The organism is Streptomyces sp. NPDC006872, assembly GCF_040635845.1.
Classification (GTDB): Bacteria; Actinomycetota; Actinomycetes; order Streptomycetales; family Streptomycetaceae; genus Streptomyces.
The window spans coordinates 405,262-418,728 of record NZ_JBEYIL010000004.1 but is presented as its reverse complement, the minus strand read 5'-3'; the positions used below and the strand labels follow the sequence as shown (position 1 = coordinate 418,728).

Genomic DNA, 13,467 nt, shown 5'->3' with positions numbered 1-13,467 from the left:
AATTGAATTCCGAGATCGGGGTGACAAGGGCACTCCGGTTCGTGTTATATGCGAGGCCGTCCCTCTCCCCATTCGGCCCCGGCCCCCACGCACCGGGCGTACCGGAAGTGACTCCCCATGCCTGAATTACCGTCCCATACCGCCCCCAACGCCGTTTCCGCCCCGATCGACCCGAGACCGTCCGCGTCGCCGCCGCCCTCGCCGGCCGTTTCGCCCGCCGGGACCAAGGCGTCGCGGGTAGCCGCCGCGAGCCTGGTCGGCACGACGATCGAGTACTACGACTTCGCGGTGTACGGCACCGCCAGCGCGCTGGTCCTCGGCCCCGCCTTCTTCCCGTCCGACAACGCCACCGTCTCCTCCCTGGCGGCGTTCCTCACCTTCGCCGCGGCCTTCCTCGCCCGCCCTGTCGGCGTCATGCTGTTCGGGACCATCGGCGACCGGATCGGCCGACGGCGGGCCCTGGTCGTCTCGCTCATGCTGATGGGCGTGGCGACGGTCGGCGTCGGACTGCTCCCGACCTACGAGACCGCCGGACTCCTCGCCCCCGTGCTGCTGGTGACGCTCCGGCTGCTGCAGGGCGTGAGCATGGGCGGCGAATGGGGCGGGGCGGTGCTGCTCGCCGCGGAGCACGCGCCGCCCGGCCGCCGGGCGCTGTACGCGGCCGTCCCGAACGCCGGCCCCTCGCTCGGCTTCCTGCTGTCCACCGCCGTCATCCTGCCCACCCTCAACCTCGCAGGCCGGGACGCGTTCACCGACTGGGCCTGGCGGATCCCGTTCCTGCTCAGCACGGTGCTGGTCGCGGTGGGCCTGTGGGTGCGTACGACGATCTCCGAGTCACCGGTGTTCGCGTCGGCCCCCGACCGCACGCCCCGGGCGCTCGCCGAGACTCCAGCCGCCGGGTCCCGCTTCCCGCTCGGCACGCTGCTCGCCCGGCACCCCCGCCGGCTGTTCCTCGGCATCGGCGCGGCACTGGGCGGCTCGGCCGTCTACTACCTGACGATCGTCTACAGCCTGTCGTACGGGCCGAAGGAACTCGGCATCGACCGGAACACGATGCTGATCGCCGCGAGCGTCGGCTCGGCCGCCGGCATCGCCCTCACCCTCCCGGCCGCCCGGCTGGCCGACCGGATCGGCCGCCGCCCGGTGATGCTGACCGGGGCCGTCGGCAGTGTCCTGTGGGCGGTGCCCATGTACGCCTCGCTGAGCTCCGGCGACGTATGGGTGATCACCGGGGCCTACACGGTCGGGCTGATGCTGCTCGCGCTGATGTTCTCGCCGGTGGCGGCCTTCCTGCCCGAGCTGTTCCCGGCCCGGCTGCGCTACACCGGCGCCTCGGCGGCCTTCATCCTCGCCAACACCTTCGGCGGCGGCTTCGCGCCGCTCGTCGCCACCTGGCTGAACAGCCACTGGGAGTCACCGCTCGTCCTCGGCTTCTACACGGGCGGACTCTGCCTGCTGAGCCTCCTGTGCCTGCTGGCCCTGCCGGAGACCCGCGACCACGAGTTCGACGTCTGACACCCCCCCCCACGGCAGGTAGGCCGCATGGCTCGGTGGATGCCGGTTCCACTGAGCCATCGGTACAGTCGGCGCTGATCAGGTACCTGCGAGGAAGGCCGACGGCATGGCCGTGGACGAGTTGGACACCCGCATTCTGCGGCTGCTGCTGGAGCAGCCGCGCACGAGCGTGCGGGAGTACGCCCGGCTGCTCGGCGTCGCGCGCGGCACCCTGCAGGCCCGCCTCGACCGGCTGGAGCGGGACGGCGTGATCACCGGGGCGGCCCCCTCCCTCTCCCCCGCCGCGCTGGGCCACCCGGTGCTCGCGTTCGTGCACATCGAGGTCACCCAGGGTCACCTCGACGATGTGGGCGAGGCGCTGGCCGCCGTCCCGGAGATCGTCGAGGCGTTCTCCATCACCGGCGGCGGCGACCTCGTCACCCGGGTCGTGGCCCGCGACAACGCACATCTGGAGGACGTGATCCAGAAGCTCATCAGCCTGCCCGGAGTGGTGCGCACCCGCACCGAGGTCGCTCTGCGGGAGCGGGTGCCGCACCGGTTGCTGCCGCTCGTCGAGTCGATCGGGCGGGCCGTGGCGAAGTAGCCCCTCCGCTCCGCAACTTTCCGTCCCGTCAGGACCGTTGACGCTCTCTCGTCCCGCCTCTAGCGTCTGGTCGACCATTCGTACACCGTTCGCTATATCGAACATACTCGGTGGACCAGAGGAGCAGTACATGGCACCGCCCCTCAGCAGACGGACCCTTCTTCAGAGCGCGATCCTCGCCGCCGCCGTCCCCGGAGCGGGCGCGGCCCTGGCTCCCGCGGCCTCGGCGGCCGCCCTTCCGCCTCCGGCCTCCTGGACGCTTCAGCCCTTCGCACCGAAGGACGTCGCCCTCGGCCCCGGAGTCTTCGCCGCCAAGCGGCAGTTGATGCTCGACCACGCCCGCGGCTACGACGTGAACCGGCTGCTGCAGGTCTTCCGCGCCAACGCCGGCCTCTCCACCGGCGGCGCAGTCGCTCCGGGCGGCTGGGAGGGCCTCGACGGGGAGGCCAACGGCAATCTGCGCGGCCACTACACCGGCCACTTCCTCAGCATGCTGTCGCAGGCCTACGCGAGCACCGGCGACCAGACCTACGCCGACCGGATCGGGACCATGGTCGGCGCGCTGACCGACGTCCGCGCGGCGCTGCGCACCGACCCGCGCATGCTCACCGTCACCGGGAAGTGGGGCGGCGCGCACGAGAACGTCCGGGGCTCCTACCAGTACGTGGACCTCCCGGCGGCCGTACCGGGCGGCGCCGCGGCGATCACCCTGTCGATCTGGGTCAAGCCCACGCACGACGCCAACTGGCAGCGCGTGTTCGACTTCGGCAACAACACCACCCGGTACATGTACCTCGCCTCCCGCAACGCGAGTGGGGTGCCGCGCTTCGCCATCACCACCAACGGCGCGGGCGGCGAACAGGGCCTCAACGGCACCGCCGCGCTGCCGCTGAACCAGTGGAGCCACCTCGCGGTGACCATCTCCGGCACCACGGGCACCCTCTACGTCAACGGCGCCGCCGTCGCCACGAACACCGCGATGACGCTCAATCCGTCCGTCCTGGGCACCCTGACGAACAACTGGCTGGGCCGCTCGAACTACTCCGGCGACCCCGTCTACTCGGGTGCCTTCGACGAGTTCAACGTCTACTCGCGGGCGTTGACCGCGGCCGACATCACCTCGCTCCAGAGCAACGAGGCCAAGAACTCCTCCGCGGGGCTCGGCAACCTCGCCTCGTACTACTTCTCCGCCACCACCGGCGGCACCTTCGGCGACTCCTCCGGACGCGGACTGACCGCCACCCTGCGCCGCACCTGGGGCGGCCCGAGCCACCCGGGCTTCCTCGCCGCCTACCCGGAGACGCAGTTCATCGCCCTGGAGTCGATGACGAGCGGCGACTACACGAAGGTGTGGGCGCCCTACTACACGGCGCACAAGATCCTGAAGGGGCTGCTGGACGCCTATCTCGCGACGGACGACGCCCGGGCGCTGGACCTCGCGTCGGGCATGTGCGACTGGATGTACTCCCGGCTGTCCAAGCTGCCCGACGCCACCCTGCAGCGGATGTGGGGGATCTTCTCCAGCGGTGAGTTCGGCGGCATCGTCGAGACCATCGCCGACCTGTACACGATCACCGGCAAGGCCGATCACCTCGCCCTGGCCAAGCTGTTCGACCTCGACACGCTCATCGACGCGTGCGCGGCGAACAACGACATCCTCAACGGTCTGCACGCCAACCAGCACATCCCGATCTTCACCGGATACGTACGGCTGTACGACGCGACGGGTGAGACGCGCTATCTGACCGCCGCGAAGAACTTCTGGGGCATGGTGATCCCGCAGCGCATGTACGGGATCGGCGGCACCAGCACCGCCGAGTTCTGGAAGGCGCGCGGGGTGATCGCGGGGACGATCAGCGACACCGACGCCGAGACCTGCTGTGCGTACAACCTGCTCAAGCTGAGCCGGATGCTGTTCTTCCACGAGCAGGACCCGAAGTACATGGACTACTACGAGCGGGCGCTGTACAACCAGGTGCTCGGCTCCAAGCAGGACAAGGCCGACGCGGAGAAACCGCTGGTCACGTACTTCATCGGGCTCACGCCCGGCCATGTGCGCGACTACACGCCCAAGCAGGGGACGACCTGCTGCGAGGGCACCGGCATGGAGAGCGCCACCAAGTACCAGGACTCGGTGTACTTCAAGGCCGCCGACGGCAGCGCGCTGTACGTCAACCTCTACAGCCCGTCCACGCTGACCTGGGCGGAGAAGGGCGTCACGGTCACCCAAACCACCGGCTACCCGGTGGAGCAGGGCACGACCCTCACCTTCGGCGGGAGCAGCGCCGCCTTCGCACTGAAACTGCGGGTGCCGTCCTGGGCGACCGCCGGCTTCCGGGTGACGGTCAACGGCAGTGCGGTGAGCGGCACTCCGGTCGCCGGCAGCTACTTCACCGTGTCCCGCACCTGGCAGTCCGGTGACGTCGTGCGCATCGCCGTCCCGTTCCGGCTGCGGGTCGAGAAGGCCCTGGACGATCCGTCGTTGCAGACTCTCTTCTACGGCCCGGTGAACCTGGTGGCCCGCAACTCCTCGACGTCGTACCTGCAGTTCGGGCTGTACGCCAACGCGGCGCTCTCCGGCGACCTGCTGCCCACCCTGACCGCCGTGAGCGGCAAGCCGCTCCACTACATCCTGAACGGCACCGAGTTCGCCCCCTTCCACGAGGGGACCGAGGATCCGACGCACGCGTACTGGCGGCGCGCGGAGCCCCGGATCGTCTTCGGGAACAGCGACTCGGGCGTGGCCGACCCCGCGAAGGCGGACGGGACCACGCTGCTCGACGAGGTGTGGGCCGGGGCGCCGTTCGCGTCCAAGGCGGCGCTGGTCGCACGGGTGCAGACCGTGGTGAACGCATGGGTGGCGGCCGGGCTGCTCACCCAGGCCGACGGGGAGAAGGCGGTGAGCACCGCGAGCGCGGCGACCTTCGTGGCCTGAACGGGCCGACAGCGGTGGTGGCCGCAGTCGGCGAGCGACTACGACCGGCGGCGGGGCTTGCCGCCGCCGGTTCCGCGCCGACCGCCGCCCTTCGTGCCACCGCTCTTCGGGGCGCCGCTCCTGTGGCCACCGCTCTTCGTGCCGCCGCTCTTCTGCGCGCCCCGGGCCGTGGTCTTGCGCGCGGTGCCGCCGGACTGCGGCTTTCCGCGCTCGCGCTCGCCCTTGCGCTCCGCCGCCGGGGGCTGCTGGGCGCGGCCGCGGGTGCTGTTGACCGTGCGGCCGCGGACGATGCCGATGAAGTCCTCGACGAGGTCGGTCGTCGCGTCCTCCGGCCAGGAGAGGGCGATGTCCGACTGAGGAGCGTCGACGACCGTGCGATAGGTGAGGTCGCGGCGGTGGTGGAGCCGGGCCAGGGACTGGGGCACGACCAGGACGCCGATGTTCGCCGCGACCAGCTCGATCGCGTCCTCGGTGGTCGCGGGGCGCTCGAAGGCGGCCTCGCCGGGCGGCCGCTCCCAGCCGAGGACGTCGTCCAGGGGGTGCAGGACCACCTCGTCGGCGAGGTCCTCCAAGGTGATCTCCTCGGCCGCGGTGATCACATGGTCCTTGGGGACCACGACGACGGTCGTCTCGGTGTAGAGGGGGATCGCGCTGAACACCGTACGGTCGACCGGAAGGCGTACGAGAGCCGCGTCGGCGGTGCCCTCGCGCAAGGCGTCGGCGGCCTCGGCGGGGGTCGTCTGGAGAAGGGCGAGGGGGGTGTCGGGCAGGCGCTCCGCCCAGATCCGCACCCACTTGGCGGGCGTCACTCCGGGGACGTACGCGAGCCGGAACGAGGGGGAATCCGCCGAGTCGGTCATCCCGCCAGGTTACCGGCTGTGGTCGGACCTCTCGTCGGGGGCCGATACCCTGGGGTGTATGAAGTCGCAGCAGAGCACCCAGACGATGAAGCCCGCCACCGCGGCGAAGAAGCTGGGTGTGTACCTCCCCGCCACGCCCGCCGAGTTCCAGGAGGGCGTCGTCTCGCGCGCCGAGCTGGCCGAGCTCCAGGCGAACCCGCCCGAGTGGCTGCGGAAGCTGCGCGAGACCGGCCCGCACCCGCGTCCGGTGATCGCGGCCAAGCTGGGCGTCTCGATCGCGGGTCTGGCCCGCGGCGGGGTGACCGAGGCGCTCACCACCGAGCAGATCGAGGCCGTCAAGGACGCGAAGCCGGAGTGGCTGGAGAAGGAGCGCGCCACACAGGCCGAGGTCCGCAAGGAGACGGTCCGCATCAAGAAGCGCAACGCGGAGCGCGAGCAGCAGTCCTGACCCCGGTCGGCTGCCCCCGGTCGGCTGACGCGGGTCAGCGGCACGGCACGAGGATACCGAGGGCGTTGGCGCAGACGACTGCGGTGATGGCCGACCAGTCGACGAGCCCGAGGCCCTGCCCGAGCCCGATCCACCCGACGAGCGCGGCGAGGACCGGGTTGACGCTCATGAACAGGCCGAACGCGGCAGCGGGCACGTGCCGCAGCGTGAAGAGATCGGCCAGGCAGGGCACCGCGGAGGAGAGCACCCCGGCGGCGACGGCGTAGCCGAGAGCCTGGGCGGTCGGCGGCTCGCGCAGCACCAGGACGACGCCGACCGGCAGGAACAGCACGGCGGAGACGGCCGCGGCGCAGCAGGCGTCGACCCGGCGGCGCGCGGCGGCCAGGGCGATGGTCGGCGGGCCGAGGAACTCCAGGGTCACCGCGAGGCCGAGCCCGATGCGGTCGATGGCGGTGTAGAGGGACAGGTTCATCGTGCCGAACACCAGGGCACAACCAGTACCCGCGGCCCGGCGTGGTCTACCGGCCGGTGCGCGACGCCGAGCCCGTCGCCGTGCGCCTGGTGTGGTGGCGCGACGACCCGCACCCCGCGACGCAGGCCGTGCTGGAACTGCTCACCACGCTGTATCGCGCGCAGTGAACGTCCCGGTGTCGCCCGGAGCCGTCGCTTTGACTACGATCTGGGCAGGTTCACCGACGTGGGTGTTTCGAGGTTGCTGGGGGTTGGGATGGTTGCTGGTCGTGTGGTGCGCTTCGACAGCCAGCGAGGCTACGGGTTCATTGCGCCCGACGACGGCGGGGAGGATGTCTTCCTGCACGTCAACGACATGCTGATGCCGGAGTCGCAGGTGCGCCGGGGCATCGTCGTGGAGTTTGAGATCGAGGACGGTGAGCGGGGCCCGAAGGCGTCCGGGGTCCGGCTCGCGCGGGGCGAGGACGGCAAGCCCCTCGCCGCCGACGACGACGTCCTGTGCGATGTGCTCAACACGGAGGAGTTCACCCGGGACGTCACCGAGGCGCTGCTGACGGCGGCGCCCTCGCTGACCGGTGAGCAGATCGTCCAGGTGCGGGCCGGCCTCGCGCAGTTCGCGAAGAACCACGGCTGGGTGGAGGGCTGACCCGACCGGCAAACCCTGGTTCCCGCCTCCCGGGCCCGTTGTCAGTGGCCTGTTCTACAGTTCCCGTCACTTGATCAGTGCGGGTGCGGGAGGCACACATGGGGTGGGTGTCGGCCGGCGACTATGAAGTCGCCCTCGACGACGGCAAGGTGGTGTGCCGCAACGCGGCCGGACGGCGGTTGAAGTCCGTACCGTCCAAGATCACCGATGAGCCGGCGGTGGTGGGCCTGCGGCAGCTCACGGAGTGGCTGGAAAGGCACGAACGCGAGTGCCTGGCCACCGTGGAGCGGTGGATGGTCCGCTCACTGCCGGTGCCGTTCGCCGTGATCGCGCGGGGGTGGCCCGACCCCGCCTGGCAGTCCGCCCTGCGCGACCTCGTCGTCACCGGGGCCGACGGCGAGGTGGCCGGATTCCTGCGGGACGCCGACGCCGAACGCGGCCTCGGCCTGGTCGACCTGGACGGCGACACCGTCCGCATCACGCCCGACCTCGTCCGCCTCCCGCACCCCGTGCTTCTCGACGAGCTCGAAGAACTGCGGGAGTTCGCCGTCGAACTCGGCGTCGAACAGCGTGCCCAGCAGCTCTTCCGCGAGGTGTGGCGGCGGCCCGCCACGCTCGACGCGGAGGGCACCTCGGTCGAGGAGTACGCGGGCGGCGCCTTCAAGGAGCAGCGGTTCCTGCACGGCCGGGTCACCCAGCTCGGCTACCGCGTGCGCGGCGGCCACGCCGTCTGCGCCGTCCTGGAGGACGGCCGCACGGTCGAGGCCCGGGTGTGGGTCGGCGACTACGAGGGCTACGAGCAGGCCGAGACCGGTCCCCTGATGTTCACCGACTCCGCCGGCCGGGCGCTGAAGCTCGGTCAGGTCGGGCCGGTGGCCTGGTCGGAGGGCATGCGTATGGCGGCGGCGCTGTATGCCGGGCGCGACATCGAGGACGAGGAGCGGGCGGCATGACGACCTACGACGAGACCACCGCGGCCGCGCTGCTCGAGGCGGGCGCCGTCCTGCCTGCGGGCAGCACCGCCCGCGAGGACGCCGACACGCTCACCGTCCGCACCTACGGTCACCCCGCGCTGGACGACCGGCGGATCGTGCGGCTGGTGCCGGGCACGCTCGGCGAGGCCGAGGACCTGGCGCTGGAGTTCCTCGGGCTGGCCCGGGACCCGGAGATCCCCGAGGTCGGTCAGGTGCGCCGGGAGACGCTCGGCTTCCCCGCCTGGGCGCTGGTCAACGACCCGGCGAACGGCCACCATGCGCTGGCGCTGGTCAAGGACGTGGAGCGGCTCGCGCGGCAGGCCAAGTCCCGCCCCGGCACCGCCAAGGACGGCTTCGAGGAGCTCGGCACCCGGCTCGGCCGGGCCGTGCCGCACTTCCTGCCCACCTTCTACGAGCAGGCTGCCCGCGTCTTCCTCCAGCACGAGAACACCACGTACGCCTCCGCCTTCTTCGGCAAGGCCCGCGAGGCCGAGCGGGTGCACGCGCTGAAGGTGGACGAGGAGCGGCAGCGGGCCGTGTTCCTGGAGTTCGCCTTCGCGGGGGCGCTCACGGTCAAGGCGCTCAAGGAGCATGTCAAGGCGCTCGCCACGCGTCTCGACCCGGCCGAGGCCTGGGCGCAGTTCCGGCAGTTGACCGTGGAGCGCTGTGCGGCCGGCATGCCTCCGTACGCCTCCTTGCCGCAGGACGCGCGCGGGCTGATCAAGGCCGCCGGTCTGGACCGGGTCGCCGAGGAGTGCGCCCTGGTCGCCGATCTGCTCGCCTCGCCCGCCGCGGTCCGGGCCCCCGCCTCCTTCTGGAACGCCTACCGGACGACACTCGCCGTTCTCGCCGAGCAGCGACCCGAGGTGCGCGCGCGGCTGTTGGAGATCATGCCGACCGGTCTGGCCCGTTCCGTCGAGGACGACGAGTTCTGGCTGGCGCTGCTCGCGGACTGCAAGGCGGATCAGCTCCTGACGGGCGAGACGGCATCCGACGTCGACGCGGCGGACTGGCTCGGCCGGTGGGCGCTGTACCGCAAGCACGGCGCCAGTTTCAGCGATCGATCCCCGGCCACCCTCGCCCTCGTGGAGCGGATGGCTCCCCGGCTGCGCGCCGAGGGCCGTCCGGTCGACCTGTGCACGGGCCGCTGGCAGGCCGGAGCCGACCTCGACCTGCTGGACCTGTGCGTGGCCCACGGCGTGCCCCTGACACTGCCCGCCCCCGACCAGGTCGTGTACCTGTCCCTGGACCGCTGGCTGCGCGAGCCCCCGGCCGGGCGGCGCGATCTGACGGCGACCGCGGCGGACCCGCGCTTCCGGCGTCTGCTGTACGCCGCCGTCGGCGCCCTCAGCGGCGTCCGTCCCGGGGCCGAGGTCCTGGCGGGCCTGGCCGCCCACCCCGTGCTCAGCGATGTGCTGCGGGAGTGGCTGGAGAACGCGGCTGGGGACCTGACCTCGGCGGTCGGTCTGCCCGCCGCACGGGCGGCGCTGGATCGGCTGCGCCCGTTCCGTACGGTGGCCGCCCGGGTGAGTCCGGCGGCCGTCGCCCAGGCCGCCGCGCGTGACGTCGCGCCGCTGCTCGGGCACACGCTGCGCGCGGGCATCCTGGACGAACTGGGCTGGCCCGCGCTCGACGAGGCGCTGCGCAGGCTCGACGCCGAGGCCAGGCGGAACCGTGACGACACGCTGAACGTCAGCGAGGCCTGGCCCGCGCTGATCCTCGCCCGTCCGCACAAGGTGATCGTCGTCGGCCCCGAGGACATCCTGCTGGAGCACGACCTGCGGCTGCCCGACGGCCTGGACAGCTGGCAGCGCCCGCAGTACCGCTTCACGGACGGTGAACTGCTCGTCATGTGGCGGCAGGAGGGCAAGCAGTTCGGCTACTGGTCCGCCCGCCCGGCCGACGTGTTCCCGCTCGGCGGTGAGCAGATCCCGTACTGGTACGGGAGCAGCGACGCGGGCGAGCCGTCGATCCCGCTGCCCGAGGGCGGTCGCGCCACCGGCGGACGCACACTGCACGCCGGTGACACCGTCGTGCCGGCGAGCCGCCGCATCCTCGGCGACGGCACCTCGTACTGGCGTCAGGGCAGGCAGGGCCGGCAGCAGGTGTGGCTCGAGTACGACCCGGCCACCGGCACGCACGGGCGTGCCTCGTTGCCCGCGTTCGTGCAGTCCGGCATCCGTGAGGACGCGCGCCTGCTGCAGGGCGACTGCCAGGTGCTGCCCCTGCGACCGGGGCTGGAGCAGAGTCCGTTCGGCACGGACGGCACGGTGCTCGGCCGCTGGGTGCGCACGGAGGGCGAGGGCGCCGAGACCCGTACGGTCGCCGGCACGCCGGACGGCCGGACCGTCACCCTGCCCTGGGCCGACGGCCGGGCGCCGGGCGACCTGCTCGGCGCGCTGCGGCTGCCCGGCGGGGCCGAGCCCGTCGCCGTCGGCCTGCACCGGCAGATCGCCCTGTACGCGGGCGACGACACGTCGGCCGCCGGGGAACTGGGCCGGGTGACGCCGATGGAGCGGGGCGGCGAGTTCGCCGCGGGCACCCGGTTCGTCCCGCCGGTCGACTTCTGGCACGCCCTGCGCCCTCGCGACGAGCGGGCGTCGGCCGTGCTGCGCGCGCTGACCGACGAGCGGGCGGCCGAGCTGGTGCGGGCCGGAGCCGAGGCGCTGGCGGAGCGGCAGGCGAAGCTGACGGCGGCGAAGGCGGTCGACGGGACTCCGGAGAGCAAGGAGGTCGTCCCGACCGCCGACGAGGTGCTCCAGGAGGTCGTGACCCGCGCGCTGCCCGAACTCGGCGAGGCGAGGCTGGGCACGGGTGTCGCCGCGCTCGTACGCGCGGTGCTGCAGTTCGCGACGTCCACCGCGTCGTTCGTGGCGCCTCCGGTGGAGCGGCCGAAGGCGGAACGCAGCCGCGCCGACGGCATGTTCGCCGACCTCAAGCCCGAGCACGGCGACGACGAGACGCTGCGCGAGGCCACCAAGGGCCTTGCCGACGTGCACGGCTGGTGGGGCGGCGAGCGGAACTGGAGCTCGCTGCGGCAGATCCGCGCCGTGAACCATGTGCTGGCCGGGAAGCCGGCCGACGGCAAGGCCCTGGCCCAGGCCTCCCGGTCGACCGGGGCCGCCGACGGGTGGCACAGCGACGAGTTCACCGTTCCCGGCATCGGCCTGGTGTGGACTCCGGTGCTGGACGTGCTGCGCCCCCTCGCGTACCGCGCCGCCTCCCCGACGGTGACCGAGGCGCACCGCGAGGCGCTGCTCCTGCTGTTCGAGGCGATCACGGAGGGACCGCTGGCCGCGGCCGGGGGCGCCCTGCGCGAGATCGTGCTGAGCGAGCCGCACGAGAAGCAGGAGCGGCTGGGCCAGGTGCTGCGCCGGGACGGCCGTACCGTCGTCGTCCTCGGCTGCCAGAACCTCGACCGGCAGGCCGGGCGGGTGCACTGGCTCGCCCTGGACCACGACCCGACCGGCCGGTTCGGCGCGATCGCCCACTTCACCCTGGACCGGGAGACCGCGCACCCGGCGGTGTTCCCCGCCGACGCGCTGACCGCCGTCACCTCACTCGTCCGGGACAAGGGCCCGGCGCCCTGGCAGCCGGAGGCGCCCGCCGTCCTCGCCGCCGCGACGCGCGGCGGGCTGGGGCCCCTGCAGGCGGCCCTGCTGCTCGCGGGCCGGCCGGCGCAGCTCACCGACGAGGTGATCGCGGCGACCGGGCTGAAGCCGCGTCAGAAGGAGCTCGGCGACGCCCTGCTGTCCACGGTCGGGAACACCGACCGGGCGGCGCTCGTCGGGGCGCTGCTGCCCGAGAGCCCCGGCGATCTGTGGACGGCCGGGCCGGACACCGAGGCCGCGGGCGGGGTGTGGGCCGAGCGGCTCGGCAACGTCGTGCGGCTGCCCGAGGACCTGGCCGGGGAGCTGTCCCTCGGCGGCCTGCCCACCGGCGCCGCGGAGGAGGTCCTCAACCCGGGGCTCACCCCCTGGATCAGCCGCACCACGGTCCAGCGGCCGGACAAGAACGGCAACCTGGTCGCGGAGGACCCGTCGGCGCTGCCCGGCCAGCACCACCTGACGCGTGCCGTGGCCGCCCTGGCCGGGCTCGCCTACTCCCTGCCGTACGGGCACCCGTTGCGGGCCGTCCTGCCGGAGAGCCTCGCCGCGCTGCGCCGCCGGGTCGCCGATCCGGGACTGCTGCTCGACCTGGACGTCGCATGGACGGACAAGGGCTCCTCGACCGCCGTCGAGCTGCGCAAGGCGTACGGGATGCCCGCCACCGGGGGCGCCGACGCCGACGGGCTGACGCAGGTGGGCGAGGCTCTGGTGCTGCGCCCCTGGTACGGCGACCAGGAGACCGTCCTGGTCCGCCCGGGCAGGCTCAGCGCCCCCGACGACCCGGCGTTCGGGCTCGTCGAGGGCCTCGTGGGGTCCGGGCGGGGCCGGGGCATGTGGGCCCTGCGGACGATCCTCGACACGGAACTCGCCCGCGCGCTCGCCGCCGGCCCCGATCCCTTCGACGGCGCCGAAAGGGCCGAAGGGGCCGAAGGGGCCGAAGGGGCCGCCGGATACGCCCAGGACCCTTCGCTCAGCGTGCCCGAACTGGTCGCGGAGGTGGCCGCCGAGCACGGCCTCGGTGCGGACGCGGCGACGCTCTACCTCCAGCTGCTCGCCCTCCCGGACCCCACGGACCGCAACTGCGTGCGCTGGACCGGCTGGAAGCCCGCGCGGACGAAGAAGGCCCGCGCCGAACTCGCGGCGACCGACCTGGTCGTCGAGGCCAAGCGGCCTCGCGCGGGGCGCACCCTCTTCCTGCCCTGCGGCTGGCTGGACCTCAAGTCCCCCGCGCTGCCGGTGGAGATCTGGAAGGAAAGCCTCTACCCGGTGCGCGCCCACACCCGCGCGGTGCCGCTGATGCCGGTGCCCGAGCTGTTCACGCGCGCGTGGGACCGCGTCCGCGCGGGCGACGCCCCCGCCTACGAGGAGCTCACCACCCGCGCCACCCGCAAGGGCCGCCGCCGATGACCACCGTCCCGCCCCCTCTG

8 protein-coding genes and 2 pseudogenes are annotated in these 13,467 nt (G+C 72.8%); 8 read left to right on the top strand and 2 right to left on the bottom strand.

The window, feature by feature from the left end:
- Nucleotides 1–117 precede the first annotated feature (117 nt).
- From ABZ725_RS15020 to ABZ725_RS15010, 3 genes are all read left to right on the top strand, one after another.
- Entirely contained in the window at nt 118–1,515 is a 1,398-nt protein-coding gene (locus tag ABZ725_RS15020) for an MFS transporter (RefSeq protein ID WP_358803108.1), read from the top strand.
- 106 nt (nt 1,516–1,621) lie between these two features.
- Nucleotides 1,622–2,098 carry an Lrp/AsnC family transcriptional regulator gene (locus ABZ725_RS15015; protein ID WP_351916327.1) on the top strand — a complete coding sequence of 159 codons (477 nt, stop codon included), beginning with the start codon at nt 1,622–1,624 and terminating at the stop codon, nt 2,096–2,098.
- A gap of 130 nt (nt 2,099–2,228) precedes the next feature.
- Nucleotides 2,229–5,033, top strand: coding sequence for a beta-L-arabinofuranosidase domain-containing protein (locus ABZ725_RS15010; protein WP_358803107.1), 2,805 nt, complete (start codon nt 2,229–2,231; stop codon nt 5,031–5,033).
- A 38-nt stretch (nt 5,034–5,071) separates the two neighbouring features.
- On the opposite strand, the gene ABZ725_RS15005 is transcribed toward ABZ725_RS15010, so the two are convergent.
- Entirely contained in the window at nt 5,072–5,893 is an 822-nt protein-coding gene (locus ABZ725_RS15005; RefSeq protein WP_358803106.1) for a LysR family substrate-binding domain-containing protein, read from the bottom strand.
- A 58-nt stretch (nt 5,894–5,951) separates the two neighbouring features.
- Here ABZ725_RS15005 and ABZ725_RS15000 point away from each other — a divergent pair, with 58 nt between their 5' ends.
- Complete coding sequence (locus tag ABZ725_RS15000) at nt 5,952–6,341, top strand: DUF5997 family protein (RefSeq protein ID WP_358803105.1); 390 nt, start codon at nt 5,952–5,954, stop codon at nt 6,339–6,341.
- A gap of 34 nt (nt 6,342–6,375) precedes the next feature.
- On the opposite strand, the pseudogene ABZ725_RS14995 reads toward ABZ725_RS15000, so the two are convergent.
- Nucleotides 6,376–6,831, bottom strand: a pseudogene (locus ABZ725_RS14995) (EamA family transporter); the annotation flags it as partial.
- A gap of 2 nt (nt 6,832–6,833) precedes the next feature.
- Between ABZ725_RS14995 and ABZ725_RS14990 the strand changes: the two are divergent.
- The 4 genes and pseudogenes from ABZ725_RS14990 to ABZ725_RS14975 all read left to right on the top strand — a co-directional run.
- Nucleotides 6,834–6,980 (top strand): annotated as a pseudogene (locus ABZ725_RS14990) (LysR family transcriptional regulator); the annotation flags it as partial.
- Nucleotides 6,981–7,068: 88 nt separating this feature from the next.
- Nucleotides 7,069–7,458, top strand: a complete 390-nt coding sequence (locus tag ABZ725_RS14985) for a cold shock domain-containing protein (RefSeq protein WP_358803104.1) — start codon at nt 7,069–7,071, stop codon at nt 7,456–7,458.
- 98 nt (nt 7,459–7,556) lie between these two features.
- On the top strand, nt 7,557–8,411 hold the full coding sequence (locus tag ABZ725_RS14980) for a DUF4132 domain-containing protein (protein ID WP_358803103.1): 855 nt from the start codon (nt 7,557–7,559) through the stop codon (nt 8,409–8,411).
- Nucleotides 8,408–13,447: a hypothetical protein gene (locus ABZ725_RS14975; protein WP_358803102.1), complete on the top strand. Its 5,040-nt coding sequence runs from the start codon at nt 8,408–8,410 to the stop codon at nt 13,445–13,447. Before ABZ725_RS14980 ends, ABZ725_RS14975 begins: the two co-directional genes overlap by 4 nt.
- Nucleotides 13,448–13,467: the final 20 nt, after the last annotated feature.